Origin of the sequence: Calothrix rhizosoleniae SC01, from assembly GCF_900185595.1 — a bacterium.
Lineage (GTDB): Bacteria > Cyanobacteriota > Cyanobacteriia > Cyanobacteriales > Nostocaceae > Calothrix_A > Calothrix_A rhizosoleniae.
The window spans coordinates 1-15,988 of sequence record NZ_FYBH01000017.1; the positions used below are offsets into that span (position 1 = coordinate 1).

The 15,988-nt window shown below is 40.1% G+C and carries 14 protein-coding genes, 1 tRNA gene and 1 pseudogene; 8 read left to right on the forward strand and 8 right to left on the reverse strand.

Annotated features, from left to right (window positions below):
* Nucleotides 1-302 precede the first annotated feature (302 nt).
* Nucleotides 303-1,631, reverse strand: a complete 1,329-nt coding sequence (locus tag CALSC_RS00630) for a lipopolysaccharide biosynthesis protein (protein ID WP_088239505.1) — start codon at nucleotides 1,629-1,631, stop codon at nucleotides 303-305.
* A gap of 458 nt (nucleotides 1,632-2,089) precedes the next feature.
* Here CALSC_RS00630 and CALSC_RS00635 point away from each other — a divergent pair.
* Nucleotides 2,090-5,308, forward strand: a pseudogene (locus tag CALSC_RS00635) (efflux RND transporter permease subunit).
* A 298-nt stretch (nucleotides 5,309-5,606) separates the two neighbouring features.
* Here the strand turns inward: CALSC_RS00635 and CALSC_RS00650 are convergent.
* Nucleotides 5,607-5,679: transfer RNA gene (locus tag CALSC_RS00650), tRNA-Val, on the reverse strand.
* A gap of 141 nt (nucleotides 5,680-5,820) precedes the next feature.
* On the opposite strand from CALSC_RS00650, the gene CALSC_RS00655 reads away from it, so the two are divergent.
* Both CALSC_RS00655 and mazG read left to right on the forward strand, forming a co-directional pair.
* Nucleotides 5,821-6,450 (forward strand): metal-binding protein, encoded by a 630-nt coding sequence (locus CALSC_RS00655; RefSeq protein ID WP_088239509.1) that lies wholly within the window; start codon nucleotides 5,821-5,823, stop codon nucleotides 6,448-6,450.
* A gap of 5 nt (nucleotides 6,451-6,455) precedes the next feature.
* Nucleotides 6,456-7,283 carry a nucleoside triphosphate pyrophosphohydrolase gene (gene mazG / locus CALSC_RS00660; protein WP_088239510.1) on the forward strand — a complete coding sequence of 276 codons (828 nt, stop codon included), beginning with the start codon at nucleotides 6,456-6,458 and terminating at the stop codon, nucleotides 7,281-7,283.
* A gap of 46 nt (nucleotides 7,284-7,329) precedes the next feature.
* On the opposite strand, the gene queA is transcribed toward mazG, so the two are convergent.
* A complete protein-coding gene (gene queA, locus CALSC_RS00665) occupies nucleotides 7,330-8,505 on the reverse strand; it encodes a tRNA preQ1(34) S-adenosylmethionine ribosyltransferase-isomerase QueA (protein WP_088239511.1) in 1,176 nt (391 codons plus the stop codon).
* 245 nt (nucleotides 8,506-8,750) lie between these two features.
* Between queA and CALSC_RS00670 the strand changes: the two genes are divergently transcribed.
* Nucleotides 8,751-9,140: a hypothetical protein gene (locus tag CALSC_RS00670; protein ID WP_088239530.1), complete on the forward strand. Its 390-nt coding sequence runs from the start codon at nucleotides 8,751-8,753 to the stop codon at nucleotides 9,138-9,140.
* A gap of 104 nt (nucleotides 9,141-9,244) precedes the next feature.
* On the opposite strand, the gene CALSC_RS00675 is transcribed toward CALSC_RS00670, so the two are convergent.
* Nucleotides 9,245-9,706 carry a YraN family protein gene (locus CALSC_RS00675; RefSeq protein WP_088239512.1) on the reverse strand — a complete coding sequence of 154 codons (462 nt, stop codon included), beginning with the start codon at nucleotides 9,704-9,706 and terminating at the stop codon, nucleotides 9,245-9,247.
* A gap of 15 nt (nucleotides 9,707-9,721) precedes the next feature.
* On the opposite strand from CALSC_RS00675, the gene CALSC_RS00680 reads away from it, so the two are divergent.
* Nucleotides 9,722-10,285, forward strand: coding sequence for a pentapeptide repeat-containing protein (locus CALSC_RS00680; protein WP_088239513.1), 564 nt, complete (start codon nucleotides 9,722-9,724; stop codon nucleotides 10,283-10,285).
* A 425-nt stretch (nucleotides 10,286-10,710) separates the two neighbouring features.
* Here CALSC_RS00680 and CALSC_RS00685 read toward each other — a convergent pair whose 3' ends face one another.
* Nucleotides 10,711-11,085 (reverse strand): c-type cytochrome, encoded by a 375-nt coding sequence (locus CALSC_RS00685; RefSeq protein ID WP_088239514.1) that lies wholly within the window; start codon nucleotides 11,083-11,085, stop codon nucleotides 10,711-10,713.
* 208 nt (nucleotides 11,086-11,293) lie between these two features.
* Here CALSC_RS00685 and petG point away from each other — a divergent pair, with 208 nt between their 5' ends.
* The gene (gene petG / locus CALSC_RS00690; protein WP_037222446.1) at nucleotides 11,294-11,407 is read left to right on the forward strand and encodes a cytochrome b6-f complex subunit V; all 114 of its coding nucleotides are present in this window, start codon (nucleotides 11,294-11,296) and stop codon (nucleotides 11,405-11,407) included.
* A gap of 166 nt (nucleotides 11,408-11,573) precedes the next feature.
* On the opposite strand, the gene rsmD is transcribed toward petG, so the two are convergent.
* Complete coding sequence (gene rsmD, locus CALSC_RS00695; RefSeq protein ID WP_088239515.1) at nucleotides 11,574-12,149, reverse strand: 16S rRNA (guanine(966)-N(2))-methyltransferase RsmD; 576 nt, start codon at nucleotides 12,147-12,149, stop codon at nucleotides 11,574-11,576.
* A gap of 97 nt (nucleotides 12,150-12,246) precedes the next feature.
* Entirely contained in the window at nucleotides 12,247-12,882 is a 636-nt protein-coding gene (hisH, locus tag CALSC_RS00700; protein ID WP_088239516.1) for an imidazole glycerol phosphate synthase subunit HisH, read from the reverse strand.
* Nucleotides 12,883-12,941: 59 nt separating this feature from the next.
* On the opposite strand from hisH, the gene CALSC_RS00705 reads away from it, so the two are divergent.
* Both CALSC_RS00705 and CALSC_RS00710 read left to right on the forward strand, forming a co-directional pair.
* A complete protein-coding gene (locus tag CALSC_RS00705) occupies nucleotides 12,942-13,469 on the forward strand; it encodes a C15 family peptidase (RefSeq protein WP_088239517.1) in 528 nt (175 codons plus the stop codon).
* 39 nt (nucleotides 13,470-13,508) lie between these two features.
* On the forward strand, nucleotides 13,509-14,864 hold the full coding sequence (locus tag CALSC_RS00710) for a DUF3370 domain-containing protein (RefSeq protein ID WP_088239518.1): 1,356 nt from the start codon (nucleotides 13,509-13,511) through the stop codon (nucleotides 14,862-14,864).
* A gap of 138 nt (nucleotides 14,865-15,002) precedes the next feature.
* On the opposite strand, the gene CALSC_RS00715 is transcribed toward CALSC_RS00710, so the two are convergent.
* Entirely contained in the window at nucleotides 15,003-15,887 is an 885-nt protein-coding gene (locus tag CALSC_RS00715; RefSeq protein ID WP_088239519.1) for a COP23 domain-containing protein, read from the reverse strand.
* Between the last annotated feature and the right edge of the window lie 101 nt (nucleotides 15,888-15,988).

A 15,988-nucleotide genomic window follows, 5' to 3' on the forward strand; every position in this document is an offset into this window, starting at 1 on the left:
ACTCCTTTCAGTTCTGCTGAAAAAAGATTACAAAACAAACAATTATCTCGATGTGGAAATGTTTATCAAAAAAATGAACTTCTTTCTTTTGAGCTGCGATAATTCTGGGGTGTTGAATTAAATAATTATATAGTGATGTTGTTCCAGATTTCATTGCCCCGATAATAATAAAGTCTGGAAGTTTTCTATCTGGACTAGAAAAACATCGATAGCTATACTCGAAAAATTGATTATTAATTCCCTTTATAATGTTCATTATTATAGAAAAACTTTAAGAAGATTCTAAATGTAAAGAAACGCTATTAAACTCCTTGTTTATTTCCGCACTTTACCCGTAGTTGCCTCCAAGTTAATCGGCTATTGAGAACAAAGCTTAATACATTGGATAAAAGCATGGCTAATCCTGCCCCAACTGCACCAAACTGGAAAGTTAGGATCATTAACAGTGGCAAGTAAACCACCAAGATAGCGATCGCATTCACGCGCAAAGAAACATGGGGAAGTCCCATTGCATACAGGGCAGGTTCTAAGAGAAAATTACCCATTTTAAAAATTCCTGCCATCACTAGAATAATTAAAGTGTTATAGGCTGGAATAAAAGTCTCACCCATAGAATAGTGCAATAATTCTCTGCCCAAAATCATAAAAATAATAAAAAGCACTATCCCTATTCCCTGGAGAATTATTCCCAATCTTAAAATAATAGTGGCGAATTTTTTCCAATTCTCCTGGCTACCCAAGTGAGCTAGTTCTGGATAGACTGATTGGGTTAAGAGTAAAGCCAAATCCTTGAGGGGAGTAGATAATTCGTAACCCGCCCGATACAATCCCACCGCTATAGGATTGACCAAGAATCCTATCATTAAAGGAGTTAGGATAATTGTTAGGGGTAGAGATGAATTGACATTGGAGATTAGACAAAATTGCCAAATTTTTGGCTCTATTTGGGTTAATTTGGGACAAGAAAAATCCATATCCTTTAACAAACCATGTTTTCCAACTTCTCGCCAACCTAACAGCAACAACGAAAGCCCATTCAATGCTTCGGCCATGGACCAAACTAAGAAATATCCCCAAAGGGGAGCCTGAAGCCAAATGGTGATAACTGTTCCCAATAAGCGAATAAATGGAGCAATAGTTTGTTGCAAACCCAGTAAGTCAAAACGATTATACAGACGCAGTAAACCAGTGGGGGTTGACCCAATCGTAAACAAAATGAAAATGCTCAAATACTGCACTTCACGGATTGCAGTTTCATTCCATCCCAAAAACAAACCGATATAAGGAGCAGCAATCATAGCAATCGCTAACCCCGCCAACGACCCTAAACCGTCAAGTAAAGTTGTTAATTTAATTAGGTTTTGTAGAGCCTTTATATCCTTTTTTTGCAAAAAAATTGCACCATAGCGAATCAAAGCTTGCCAAGATTGAAAACTAGTCAAACCCACAATTACTGCAATATAGGTTCTCACCAATACCAATCTGCCAAAAAATTCAACACCCAAGCTATGGGCCGTTAAACTTAAGTATCCGAAGTTAGCTATGACAATAAAAACTTGTGCGGCCAAAAGCCAACTGAAGTTTTTCAAGATTCTATGGAATATGCGATCAGCAAACCATCTTTGACTCATTAATTTATTGTTTGTTATTTATAGCAGTTGATCTCACATTCTATAGGTGAGATGAAAAATCGTAGTATTTTTATAATCCATTTATAACAAGGCTTTCAGCTATTAAGCTTATATTTTGCTCGTTTTCTCCATGTCCTTTTTCTTTCTATGGGAACAATTGGTCAAAGGATTGTCGTCAACTCAGGCGCACTTCACCTTTTACACCTCTGTGTCGAGTAGGTGTGAAGCTTCTTGCTGTTTCAGCTAAAAAGCTTAATCCTTTTTTTTTGTATTTATTTATAATTGTAATAAATTACGTGATAGAAATGTAACATATAATTTATTACAACATTTGGTTAGGCTATGTACGAAATAACCACAATAATTAATTCAAAAAATAAGTTGTTAGATTAAATTAATATATGTGGTTTTTCTATCGCAACACACGCCTGTTAATTCTCATTATTTGCCTCATTCTCATGTGGGGAATCTCCTCATGGCAAATCCTCCCTCGCATGGAAGATGCAGTGAGCAGTCAATGGGTGGCGGTCATTACTACTAGATTACCTGGAGCCAGTGCTTACCGAGTCGAATCTTTAGTAACTGATATTATCGAACAAGAACTATCAGAAATTGACGAAATTCAAACCCTAGTATCGAGCTCAGATCTAGGTAAATCTACGATTAGGATCAAATTAAAAAATAGGGTAAAAAATCACGATGAAGTCTGGTCTCGGGTGCGCGATCACTTAGCTGATGTTACTGCAAAATTACCTCCAGAGGCTCAAAAACCAGAATACATAGAAAATAGACCAGCTTATACCCTGATTGCAGTACTAACTTGGAATTTAGAATCGCCAGTCAACTACTCTATTTTGCGTCGTTGGGCTCTGGAATTAGAGGATGAACTTCGTGTTCTGCCAGGAACAGAGCAGGTAGAATTATTTGGGGCTCCCACGGAAGAGATTATAGTGGAGATTGACCCTTCCCACCTCACCCCACTGGGTCTAACTCCACAACAATTATCCCAACAAATTCATTTAAGTGATGCTAAAGTGGCCGCAGGTCAACTACGAAGCCAGAATAACCTCCTGTTAGAGGTGCAAACCCAGCTAGATGACTTGGAGCGTATTCGACAAATTCCCATTCATTCTGTCAATGGAAGCGGACAATTAACCCCTTTGGGGAATATTGCTTTGGTAAAAAAAGGAATTAGAGAACCTCCCTCACAATTAGCCCTGATTGATAATAAACCAGCTATTGCTTTGGCAGTGCTGATGGAACCCGATCGGCGAATTGATAGTTGGTCACAAACTGCTCGTCAAAACCTAGAAGAATTTAGAGCCAGATTACCCTTAGGCATTGACCTCAAACTGATTTTTGACCAAAGCAGTTACGTCAACAATCGGCTCAATAACCTATTCAAAAATTTGCTGTTAGGAGGTTTGTGTGTTTTTGTTAGCACCTTATTGATGATGGGTTGGAAATCAGCCCTAATTGTGAGTTCATCCCTGCCCCTATCGGTGCTGATGGTATTTGGCGGGATGAGAGTGCTGGAGATTCCTCTACATCAGGTATCAGTAACAGGACTGGTCATTGCCTTGGGCTTGTTAATTGATAATGCCATTGTTGTTGTAGATGAAATACAGCAGCTGCTTCAACAAGGCCTTAAACCCCAACTAGCCATATCCCGAGGTATTCGCGACCTAACAGTCCCCCTATTGGCTTCTACCCTGACTACAGTTTTAACCTTTATGCCCATTGCCCTTCTTTCTGGAGGGATAGGTGAGTTTGTGAGTTCCCTAGGTATATCGGTAATCCTTGCTTTGTGTAGTTCTCTATTTATATCTTTGACCATTGTACCTGCTCTCATAGGCAGAATTCAGAAGACGAAAACCACAAACAAACAGTTGAAGGATCGAAGAAAGTATTTTCTTTCTGATCTATCCCCAAATAATTGGTGGAAAACAGGATTTTCCAACTCCAGATTAACTGCAAATTACAGCCAAATACTCAGTTTTATTTTAGTCAAACCAATAGTAGGGATAGCTCTTAGTTTAATCATACCCTTAACAGGTTTTTTAGTTGCGGATACTCTTCCAGAACAGTTTTTTCCCCCTTCAGAACGAGACCAATTTCCCATAGAATTACAATTATCCGCCTCTGCTTCCATATCTGAAACTCAAGCAATAGTAAAGCAGGCACAAGAAATAATTAAACGTCATCCAGAAGTAATTGATGTTTATTGGTTTATCGGCACAAATGCCCCGAAATTTTATATAACTTTACCTACTAGTGGCCGTAAATCACCAAATTACGCCAATGGTATCGTTCAAATTACCTCAGCTAGTGAAAGTCGTCGCTTAATTCAAACTCTACAGCAAGAATTAGATGGAGCCTTACCCTCAACTCAAGTATTTTTGAAACAATTGGAACAAGGTTTGCAGTCTTCAGCACCAATTGTTTTGCTGCTTTATGGTCCGGACTTAAACACCCTACAAGAATTAGGAACGCAAATTAGAAGTCAGTTAGCTCAAATATCTAACGTTACCCATACCCGCACCAGTTTAGGAAAAGTTTTACCCAAACTTGCCCTCTCCCTAGATGAAGAACAAGCCCAACTGACAGGATTGGATAACACCGAAATAGCTCAACAATTAAACGCCAATCTAGAAGGTAACATCGGTGGTTCTATCCTCGAAGATTCGGAAGAACTACCAGTTCGGGTACGTTTATCTAATGACTCCCGCGCAAACCTTGACCAGATTACTAGTCTCGATTTAGTTCCCAAGAAACAATTATCTCCAGAAAATCCTACTTCCTTACCCCTATCAACCCTTGGTAAGATTAAGCTGGTTCCAGAAGCGGCCATCATTACTCGGCGCGATGGTAAACGGGTTAATGCTATCCAAGGTTTTATTAAAGCAGGAGTATTGCCTTCAACCATATTAGCGGATTTCAAACAACGCCTCAGTGACAGTAATTTCCAACTCCCTCCCGGCTATTCAATGGAGTGGGGTGGAGAATCAGCCGAACGCAAGGAAGCAATAGTTAATTTACTTTCCACAGTAGGCATTGTCATTTTTTTAATGGTCGCTACCCTTGTTCTTTCCTTCCAGTCCTTCCGTAGTGCTGGTATCATTTTTATAGTTGCTATCGGTTCAGTGGGTCTAAGTAGGTTGGCGTAAAAAATTATCGTTTGGATAAGGCAGGGGGCAGGGAGCAGGGAGCAGGGGGAACAAGGGTTTTAGGCTTATTTACTATTCTTCACATAGTTTGGTTTTATTGTGCCGACTTACTTAGCACTAGCTTCCTTGTGGTTTTTCGGTTATCCCCTTGGTTTTATGGCTATTCTGGGCACAATGGGTTTAATTGGCGTGGCAATTAATGATTCTATCGTGGTTCTGGCAGCTATCCGTGATCATCCTCGAGCCAGAAAAGGCGATCGCCAAGCTATGGTAAAAGTGATTGTCCGTTCCACTCGCCATGTTCTTACTACCACCATCACCACCATTGTTGGTTTTATTCCCCTATTTCTAGATGGGGGTGAATTATGGCCTCCTTTAGCCATTTGCATTGCTGGAGGAGTTGGTGGAGCTACTTTATTAGCATTAGTATTTGTCCCCTGTGCTTACTTACTGGTTATAGGTCGAAACTATCCCATCTGCATCAAATTTTCTGGGGATCCAACATCATGAATGAGCCATTAGAGAATAAACACGCAAAAACTGAGCTAGAGTGCGCCCAAATTGACAATTACCACAATTACATTCATAAAATCCCAAAATTAACTTTATTTGGTCGAGCAACTATCCTGCTTCTATTAGGGTGCCAAAGCTTAGTGATATGCGAGAAATACTGCAAAGCGAAATTCAAACGAAAGCAGAGAAAAAATGTCCTGGTAGTCTAGCCGTTCAAAAAAAATACACCAGAGAATATCGTGTCAGTGCTCAAGTACAATAACTACAGCAAGTTATCGCACTAATTAACGGGATATGGGCGGTACAGGACTCGAACCTGTGACATCCTGCTTGTAAGGCAGGCGCTCTACCAACTGAGCTAACCGCCCGTTTGTTGCACACAAGAAATAATTATAGCGAACTATCTCAGATTGCGCTAGTATTTTTAAGAAAAAATTTTTGCAGAAATTCTATATCTAGATTTAAGTTGCAATAATTTTGACTATTGACTGTAGAATTTTGATTTATTTATGCCCTCTGGTAGGACGCATGATCGCATTACATTATGGGCTTTGCCTTGGATTGCTGGCTTGGCATTTTGGCAAACTCGTAGTAGCAATATTACTTTACTCATTGCTGGTGGCTTCCTATTTGGAGGGCTAATGTTTGGTCCCGATTTGGATATCTACTCTCGCCACTACCAACGCTGGGGATGGTTCCGATGGATTTGGCTTCCCTATCAAAAAAGTCTGCGCCATCGCTCTTTTCTATCCCACGGTCCTATTATTGGTACCACCCTGCGGGTAATTTATTTATGCTGTGTAGTTGGCTCGTTTACCTTGTTAATGTTGCTAATTATCCAAAAGCTACTGAATTTACAGTGGAATTGGCAGATAACAGGGGAGTCTATGGGGCGATCGCTTATTTTTTATGCTACAGAATTTATGGCTTTGTTTCTAGGGATGGAATTGGGTGCAATGAGTCATTCTCTCAGTGATTGGAGTGGTTCAGCTTACAAGCGGTTCAAAAAGAAAGGGATTGCTGGTGTGCTTCCTAGTGGCAAAATAAAGAAACGTAAGGTAAGCAGTCGGATGACTCGGCAAACGAAGAGAAGTCGCAGTCGTAAATCAGTTAAAACCGCAGAGAATAAGAAAATATAGAGTTTATGGAATTTAATCAAGCACAGCAACACCCAGAAACTTTAGAGGCTTTGCAAGAGTTAATTAATGTGGTGGCAAAGTTACGTAATCCTGATGGTGGTTGTCCTTGGGATTTGGCACAAACTCCCCAAACTTTAATACCCTACGTGATTGAAGAAGCCTATGAGGTGGTAGATGCCATTAAAGGTGGAGACTCTGAAGCGATCGCAGAGGAGTTGGGTGATTTATTATTACAAGTGGTGTTGCAAGCACAAATAGCCCTGGAATTTCAACACTTTACTCTCAAGCAAGTGGCTGAAGGGATTTCGCAAAAATTGATTCGCCGACACCCCCATGTATTTGGGGATGTTTCTGTGGCAAGTGTAGATGAAATACAGCAAAACTGGGAGCAAATCAAAGCTGAGGAAAAAGGACATACATCCAATGATGCCAATCAATTGAGCCGCAAACTCAGCAGTTATAAGCGCAAACTACCACCATTGATGGCAAGTATGAAAATTTCCCAAAAGGCTGCCGATGTGGGCTTTGAGTGGGAAAATATTGATGGGGTCTGGGATAAATTTCATGAGGAGTTGCAAGAATTTCACCAGGCTATAGCTCATGAAACTCCAGCAGAGCAGCAATCAGAGTTAGGAGATTTATTATTTTCTGTATTACAACTAGCTCGGTGGTATAACTTAGACCCCACTGAAGCATTGCAAGGAACTAATCACCGTTTTATTCAGCGATTACAAAAAATGGAATTATTTTGCGATCGCCCCCTTTCTGATTACTCCCTAGAAGAATTAGAATCCTTTTGGCAAGAAGCGAAAAAGCAATTAGCCAAAGAATAGAGGCGCAAGCCTTGCACCTAAGAGGAAATGAATAAACTGATAACTGTTAACTGATAACTGATAACTGATTTACTGCTTCTGGTGAAATTAACATGGCATCACCGAATGAATAGAAGCGGTATCCAGATGCGATCGCATGTTGATAAATATTTAGTAATCTTTGCCTACCAATTAAAGCACTGACTAACATTAATAAACTCGAACGGGGTAGATGAAAATTAGTAATCAAACCCTCCACCACTCGCCATTTATAACCTGGATAAATAAACAAGTTACTTTTACCACAAAAAGGTTGTATTTCCCCCGACCCTGCGGCTGATTCTAAAGACCTGACCACAGTTGTCCCCACAGCTATAATTCGACCACCTGCAGCTTTGGTTTGGCGAATTTGTTCTACTGTGGAAGCAGGTACTTCAATCCACTCCTCATGCATATGGTGAGCAGTCACATTTTCTACCTCTACCGGACGGAATGTACCCACACCCACATGAAGAGTCACAAAAGCTTGATTTACTCCCCGCGATCGCAATTTTTCTAGCAATTCTGGGGTGAAATGTAATCCTGCTGTTGGAGCTGCGATCGCTCCTGGGTTTTTGGCATATACAGTCTGATACTGTTCATCTTCAGCCTGGGTATCCAGAATATATGGCGGTAAAGGAACTTGCCCAAATACATCCAACAAATCCATTAAAGACATGCCTTCCGGCACATCAAACTGTAACAACCTACCTCCAGTCGCCTCATCAGTTTCCCATACCGTAGCCGTGAGCTCATCAGCCAAGTCAAACTGGTTTCCATCACCTTGCCTTGCAGCAGTAAAAATAAGTTTTGCCCCCAACTTAAACCGCTTTCCTGGTTTGACCAAAGCTAACCAGCAATTTTGTTGCATTTCCTCCAACAGCAGTACTTCAATTTCTGCACCAGTGGATTTATGACCATACAATCTTGCCGGAATGACTCTAGTATTATTCATTACCAGTAAATCGCCAGGAAAAAGTAGATCCGGTAAATTACGGAAAACAGTATTTAGCGGTTGCGTATTATTCCCAGTTTTTATAGAATCAACTACCAAGAGCCGAGAACTATCTCGAGGAAAAGCTGGATTTTGGGCAATCATTTCTGGTGGCAGTTCATAGTCATATCCCGACAAACAAATGTCTAAGTCCACTTCTGTATCCAGTGGATGAATAGCCGTATTTTCACTAGGAGTTTGATGCTGCATTTGTGTACAAAATTTTAATAAAACTAAGACTTTTTGAGTATTATTTATAAAAAATTAATCTTCATAGAACAAAAGTTAAATAGTGTTGTGAAATTTTCATGAACTATATCCGTATAATTTAAGTACAAATATAAAAGTTGGGTAAACTTACCCATGAGAAAACGGGGATTTTTACCCTACCGGAGAAAGGTTTTGATCGAGCAATATTAGGAATTGTAGGATTGGCTTTAATCCGAAGCAGTAACATGGAATATTTGTATTATTTGGCAAACGCCAGTCTCACTTTGAGGGTAGTTCAATTTTTTCACTCCAGACCGCAAATTCCCGTTTCATTTGTCACTGTTATCCATCAAATTGATGGTTGGGTAGTGAGAATCAAACTGAAAAGTCAGGTAAACTCCCAAGACGATGGTGACATTCGCGCTTATTTAAATGAATTAGGTATTAGCTATGAGCCACCCATGCGGGTGCAAATGGCTATGTGGAGTTTAGAAGCAGGACAAAATCCAGTGGATGTCATGCGTCGCTACCAAGTGGCAATTGTATCTCATGGGCATCCAGAAAAGAAAGAAATTGAAGCTTTTAGGCAACAATTTGTCCGAGGGTTAGGTTACTGTCCTGAGACTCTAGCCTAAGTTTCAATCTCTATATGTGTACTCTAGCAGGAATGCATAAAATTCTTCATCATGAGTAATTGGTAATGGTAGTTGGGCTTTTTCCCAATTACCCCTCCCATATATTAGCCCTGAATCGTAGAATCATCAAAAGCTGCGGGTATATATTCTTGCAGAAGGAATTCATATTCCCCTGTGACAAAACCGAACAAATTTTGTTTGTTGACTATCCTTCCTTGTGAGCTGGATAAACGCTGACAGAGAACAATAGCAACATCAAATCGGCATGAGTAATCTGCTTTGTGTGGATACTCAACTAAAAACATTTCTGCAGTACGCCAGATTTTGGTTTGTTTACGGGGAGCAACAGCATATCTTCCTCCTCCATCCCAATTACCAGCAGTTCTAGTTTTCACTTCAATAAACGCCAACAATTCATCTTGTTGAGCAATAATATCAATTTCACCCCACCGGCAAGAAAAGCGGTGGTGTAGAATTATCCAACCAGTAGATTGCAGCCATTTTACTACTAGGTCTTCTCCTAAAGCACCGATATCGGGATAATGGGATGGAGAATGGTTTGCCATTGAATGAAATATACAATGAATTTTAAATTAAATAATGTTCTGAAACAGGCACTGGGCAATGTTCCCCAGGTCAGCCGTACAAAACGAGAACGCGTTTGGAAGGTCGCAATCAGTTTATTATTGGGAGGAGTATTGTGGCTCACCGGATTGATCTATTTTTCTCCTCCTGTATTAGCACTTAACTATAACAACCGTATCCTAGAAGGAGTTGATTTTGCTGGACAAGATTTGACAGATTCCAGTTTCGATCATGCTAATCTCCGTAAAAGTAATTTTAGTAACTCTAATGTTCGTGGGGTAAGATTTTTTTCAGCCAACTTATCTAGAGCTAATTTTACTGATGCTGACCTCAGATATGCTGATTTAGAGTCAGTCCGTCTAACTAACGCTAATCTAACAAATGCGAACCTAGAGGGAGCTTTCTGCACTAACACCATGTTTGATAAAGCAATTATTGATGGTGCAGATTTTACGGATGTTTATCTCCGTAGTGCAGTACAAAAAAAACTATGTGAGGTCGCAAAGGGTACTAATCCAACTACAGGTAGAAAAACTAGCGAAACCTTAATGTGTCCTTAAAATTAATACCATTTTGAAAAAAAATGGGACAGATGGGTAGCTCACAAGGGTAGGTTTTTAACATTTCGGTTGAGGCTAGACTTGGGAGATTACAAGACAGGCAGACAAGGAAGATTGTTCAATGGAAAAATAGGGTTTTGAACCAGTTTGTATTGTTGGGAACCGTACTTTTTTGGTTCGGTTTTTTCCTCTTGTCTACTTTCCTTTTCCTCCTTGGGGATTATAGGTGGGTTGTCTACCTTGTCTGACCAACCAACACCCAATTGTAAAAAGCCTACACCTGTGAACAGATGGGTAGGGGCAGGGCATCGATCAATCTTTCAATATATAAAAGTATCTTGCTGGTGCTGTGCCCTTACGAAGAATTTATATGTTACAAACATTATTTGAACTGGTATAAGGTGGGTTTCGTTTTTCAGGCTTAGCTAAATTTTTTCCAAATAGCTGAGAAGATCCGCCATTTCTTGTGTACTGGGTTGAAATTTGGGCATGGGTGGGGTTTCTCCACTAATAACCTGGAAAATTAAGCCGTAGCGGGATTTATGTTTGGATACACCTTTTAAACTAGGTCCCACCCGTCCATCAGCTTGCAAGCCATGACAACCAGCACAGTTGATTTGGAAAATTGCGCTTCCTTGTATGGGATCCCCTGTTAGGGAAAGAACAGTTTTGACATATGGATCCGAATGCTTTGATATGCGAACAGCCAAAACACCTAAGAGTACTGCTAACACAATTGCTACAAAAATCAAAGCAATCCGCTGAATTAAAATTTCGGGTTTGGTGAGTTGGTTATCCAAAGGTTTTACTTTTGTTAAGTTTAGCGATACAAAAATTTTATTTCATACACATAGCTTAAAAGTTCTTGATTATGGCTGCAAGTATAAATAATATTTTCTTGCTGAAATATTATTATCTCAGGTGATTTTCTGGCAAGGGATGAATGCCATATTTGGTAAGATTAGGGACAGAAACGTTTGTTTATAAATTGCAATAAGGAGCTTAAACGTGGTTGAACCCCTACTTTGTGGTATTGTTCTCGGATTAATTCCAGTTACCCTTGGTGGCTTGCTTTTCGCTGCTTATCAGCAATATAAGCGTCCTACTGAATTAGGAGGCTAAGGGCACGAGGGATGGAGGGATGGAGTGAAAGAGTGAATGAATGATATCTTCTCCTTTTTCTCCTTTGTCTCTCTCCTCCCAACTCCCAACTCCCAACTCCCAACTAACAACTAACAACTAACAACTCCCAACTAACAACTAACAACTAACAACTAACAACTAACAACTAACAACTAACAACTCCCAACTCATGGGATAGTAAATATCGATAGAAAGTAATTGCAGTACTACCGTAAACCTTTTCCCGGCATATTTCCCAATTAGCAATCGCAGGTGGGCTCCAACCTTGGGAACTATGCTCCACTGCTATTTCTCCTTGAGGATCTAAAAGTTGATAGTCAGCGATCGCTTCTAGTACTTTTTGGTAAAATAACCCACTAGCATAGGGAGGGTCGAAGTAAATACGGTCGAATTTCTGCCCTGCAAGTTTTGTTAATTCTTGTAAAGCATCTCCTCGGATTACTTGCCAATGTTGCGTATTATCAGCTACTTGCAACCAGTTCTGTTGGATGATGCTACAAGCACGAGATGATTTTTCAATACCTACTAATACACTGGCTCCTCTACACAAAGCCTCTGCACCCATTGCACCAGTTCCAGTGCATAAATCTAGCCACCGACAGTCAGTAATTGTTCCTTGCCAAATATTAAATATTGCTTGCCTCACCCGCGAACTTGTGGGTCTTGTGTCTTTACCTGGTAAAGTTTTTAGCTGACGATTACCATAAATTCTCAAAGACATAATCACAAAGATAGCAAACTTGAGGGCAAAAGCGGGTCTACCCTTTCAATATTTTTATACAAGATGAGTAATAGGTGAAAACTATAACATTCTACAGCTAGGCAGCTATTTGTTCGCGGACTTGGGAAACAAAGTTAGAGAGAATTTGCAGTCCCACATTAGCAGATTTTTCGGGGTGAAATTGAACTGCCATTAAATTTTCATGGGCGATGGCAGCTGTTACAGTTTGACTACCGTGGGTAGTAGTAGCTGCACGGATTTCCGGCTGACTTGGGTCAACATAATAAGAATGAACAAAATATACCCAAGGTTGAGCAGATAAGTACTCCCATAAAAGACATTTTGGTTGAGTTAATTCCAGCTGATTCCAACCCATATGAGGAATAGTTAAATCAGGCTCGGGACGAAAACGTCTAACTTTACCAGGTAAAATTCCTAGCCCAGGTTCTTTACCTTCTTCGCTGGATTCAAATAAAATTTGTAGTCCCAGACAAATTCCTAAAAATGGTTTCCCTGAAGCAATAACTGCTTTGATCGGCTCTTCTAATCCACGTTCTCTGATGTGTTTTACAGCAGGATCAAAAGCACCTACCCCTGGTAAAACAATAGCATCTGCTTGTTCTAAATCTTTGGCAGAAGAAGTTACTTTCGGAATCGCTCCGGTTTTTTCCAAACCTTTGCAGACTGAATGCAAATTTCCCATGTCATAATCAACAACTGCAATTAACGCCATTTACCTGCTCCCTGTAAATTAATTTATGGAGGGTGTTTCTATTTTAAATAATATTTTCCATGAAGAAAAGGTTTCTATTAACTTCTTTTGAGACTTGGCTACCCCATCAACGCTCAAATTCAAGTGATGATTTGTTGATTGAACTATCGAAACTTAACTCAATATCCCATAATTTAAACTTGCTCCGACTTTTGCCTGTAGATATTGAGCTTGCTAGTAGTCAAGTATTAGAAAGAATTGCAGAACTACAACCAGATGTAATTATTTGTTGTGGAATGGCAGAAAGTCGCCTCCTATTAACTGTGGAGTTTCAAGCTCGCAAGACATTTATAGATGGTGAAGAAAATGTTTTACCAACAAAAGTTGATTTAGAGCAGCTGGTTCTGGGAATATCATCAGTGGAGATTAGCCATGATTGTGGAAAATTTGTCTGTGAAGGTCTTTATTATTCTGTATTAGATTATCTACAACAGCACCATCGCCAGATTCCTTGTATTTTTGTTCATGTTCCCATTTTGACTAGGGAAAACTTACCTATAATGCTGGCAGATTTTTTATTAATTGTTGATGGTATGGCAACTTTATAAGTTAATGACTGTCTGAAACTAAAAAAATATCTACTAATTATGTTGCTATTCTTACCCGATTTATTTATTGCCCAAACTACTCCTCCTGCAAAGGAGTTGGTAAAAATTCAAGAGGTACGTCCTTTACCGGGTAAACTCGATCAAATCCCCACTTTTAATAGCAATAGTCCAGAAAAGGTACTCAAACCAGGAATACTACTTTCTACCTTCCCCCCCCAAGGGAAAAAGATGCCCGCAGCCCACCTGAATTTTCCGTTTCAGGGACGGTTTGATGTGTTTGCCCATCATGTTGCTCAAGCAAGCTCTGGGAAGGATTTACGGACTTTGTATTTGGGGATATTGCTACATAACCCTGACCAAAAGACGGTGAAAATAAATGTGTTGCAGGGAGCAAGTTATTTAAGCCAACCAGATGCTCCTTTTATTCAGCTACCTAGTTTTAGTCAGAATATTTTGGGTAGAGTATTTGCTGGCCCAGGCGATCGGGTGATGAATGATATACTCAGGGGCAGAAGAAGAAATATTTTCCCAGCCCAAATTATCATCCCTCCCAGACAAAGTCGGATGTTGCTCAATGCGCCAATCCCTGTCAAAGATTTAACACCACCCCTGAATGGTCGCTCTACCTTTGCTCGTTTGCATAGTAATGGTAAAGTCTACGCTGCTAGCTTGGCCATGTTTGCACCGACAAATGATGATGACAAGGAACGTGCCCCGATTTTAAAAGAATGGTTAAATTTACTTGACAATAGTGAGATAGCTGGCCCTAGAGATAAAGCTCCCACTCCACCGAATGCAACTAATGGAGGGATAATTTATGGTCGTGTGGCGGGAGTTGCTCAAGGTTCCCAATGGCGAGCATTGATTACAGATAATAACAAGGTAAAATATCTGACAATTCCTCAACCAGGAAAAGCTTATTCTTACCCCCTGAGTACAGTTCCTGGAGGTACTTTGGGGACTCAGCAAATTCAAAGTGCAAAGATGCTAGTACGCTATCCTGACACGGCATACAGTGCCCACGGGAATTATGGCATTCAGTATAATTTACAATTACCCTTGTATAACAAAAGTAAAGTTTCTCAGAGGGTAACTGTATCAATACAAACTCCTGTGAAGGAAGATAGATTAAGTCAACGAGGACTGCGTTTTTTTAGTACTCCAGTACCACAAGTATTCTTCCGGGGGACAATACGCTTGCGTTACAAAAATGATCGGGGTCAACGACAAACTCGATATGTACATTTAGTCCAAAGAAGGGGTGAGCCCGGTAAACCTTTAGCTACACTGAATATACCAGCAAGCGATCGCCGCTTGGTAGAAGTTGATTTTCTCTACCCCCCAGATGCAACACCACCCCAGGTTTTGACCGTTTCTACTCCGTTGGATGAGTGAAGGAGTGAAGGAGTGAGGGAATGAAAGAATAGGGGAGTGAAAGAGTGAGGGAGTGAAAGAATTAATGATTTATCTACTTTCCCTGCTCCCTCTCTGTCTTTTTTTCGGCAGAGGTATTGAGTAATACCGGTAAAAAAATTAGCGGAATTTATTGGGGTTTAACTGTAAGCCAGATGAAGCAGGATTAGAACCATTACGAATAGTAACTCCATCTCGCAAATATCTAGAATTACCACCATCATTTTCATCTAAGAAATATTTAAGTTTGATGGCATCCTTAGATACTGCACTGCGATTAATACTACTACTGCGGTTCCGTCTGCCGAAAATACCTACTTGTTTAAAGATATCTTCTATCTCATTGCCATTGCTAGTACTAGTGTAAGTATTAACACCAATAGTTTCCTGTCCGCTATCAGCAGTAGTCAAATTGTTGAAAATTTGATTGCGAGTTGAATAAGCATCCTGTCCTGGTGGTATTGTGAGGATTAATCGACAACTACTATCCTTGTCAGTGGTAACACATAGAGTGTCGTAACCATTTAGTCGGGAATTACGCAGCTCTAGTAAGCCATCTGGACGATACCTTTCCAGGCGTTCAGCAATAGTTCGACAGCGTCTTTCTGCATCCCAACCACCACCTAAAGTTCTGGGAACTGCCCATGCAAAGTACCTTCCTGGCTGACTTTCAGGTTGATACATCACTGTATATTGACGATTCTGAAACAAACAATTAAACCTGGTTCCAGAAGTAATGGAGCTATTGGTATTAGGAGATGGTCTGCTGTTAGTGGAAGAGGTGCTGGTAGTTACAGTAGAGGTTGAGCTACCGTCACGGCTGCGAGTATTTGATGTTCTGGTTCTGGTAACGCTGTTATTGGAGTTTTGATTGGTGTTACCAGGGGATGATGTTGTGGGAACCACAACGTCTCTATTTGTTTGTGCAGAAGCGATGGAATTAGCCAGAAATATGGATAATCCCAAACCGCTACAAAGAATAAATTTTAGGGTTGGTGATGACATAAATCATCCTCTCGTTAAAATTAAAAATTGGGAGTTGTTAGATGTGATGACGCAGAAGTTCTATTTTTGATTCATTTGTATATCTTTATTTAAATTTCATC

What these genes read in the sequence shown, in the direction of transcription:
- CALSC_RS00630 (WP_088239505.1), bottom strand. Translation starts at nt 1,631, where the DNA reads ATGAGTCAAAGATGGTTTGCTGATCGCATATTCCATAGAATCTTGAAA.
- CALSC_RS00655 (WP_088239509.1), top strand. Translation starts at nt 5,821, where the DNA reads ATGCCCTCTGGTAGGACGCATGATCGCATTACATTATGGGCTTTGCCT.
- mazG (WP_088239510.1), top strand. Translation starts at nt 6,456, where the DNA reads ATGGAATTTAATCAAGCACAGCAACACCCAGAAACTTTAGAGGCTTTG.
- queA (WP_088239511.1), bottom strand. Translation starts at nt 8,505, where the DNA reads ATGCAGCATCAAACTCCTAGTGAAAATACGGCTATTCATCCACTGGAT.
- CALSC_RS00670 (WP_088239530.1), top strand. Translation starts at nt 8,751, where the DNA reads ATGGAATATTTGTATTATTTGGCAAACGCCAGTCTCACTTTGAGGGTA.
- CALSC_RS00675 (WP_088239512.1), bottom strand. Translation starts at nt 9,706, where the DNA reads ATGGCAAACCATTCTCCATCCCATTATCCCGATATCGGTGCTTTAGGA.
- CALSC_RS00680 (WP_088239513.1), top strand. Translation starts at nt 9,722, where the DNA reads ATGAATTTTAAATTAAATAATGTTCTGAAACAGGCACTGGGCAATGTT.
- rsmD (WP_088239515.1), bottom strand. Translation starts at nt 12,149, where the DNA reads ATGTCTTTGAGAATTTATGGTAATCGTCAGCTAAAAACTTTACCAGGT.
- hisH (WP_088239516.1), bottom strand. Translation starts at nt 12,882, where the DNA reads ATGGCGTTAATTGCAGTTGTTGATTATGACATGGGAAATTTGCATTCA.
- CALSC_RS00705 (WP_088239517.1), top strand. Translation starts at nt 12,942, where the DNA reads ATGAAGAAAAGGTTTCTATTAACTTCTTTTGAGACTTGGCTACCCCAT.
- CALSC_RS00710 (WP_088239518.1), top strand. Translation starts at nt 13,509, where the DNA reads ATGTTGCTATTCTTACCCGATTTATTTATTGCCCAAACTACTCCTCCT.
- CALSC_RS00715 (WP_088239519.1), bottom strand. Translation starts at nt 15,887, where the DNA reads ATGTCATCACCAACCCTAAAATTTATTCTTTGTAGCGGTTTGGGATTA.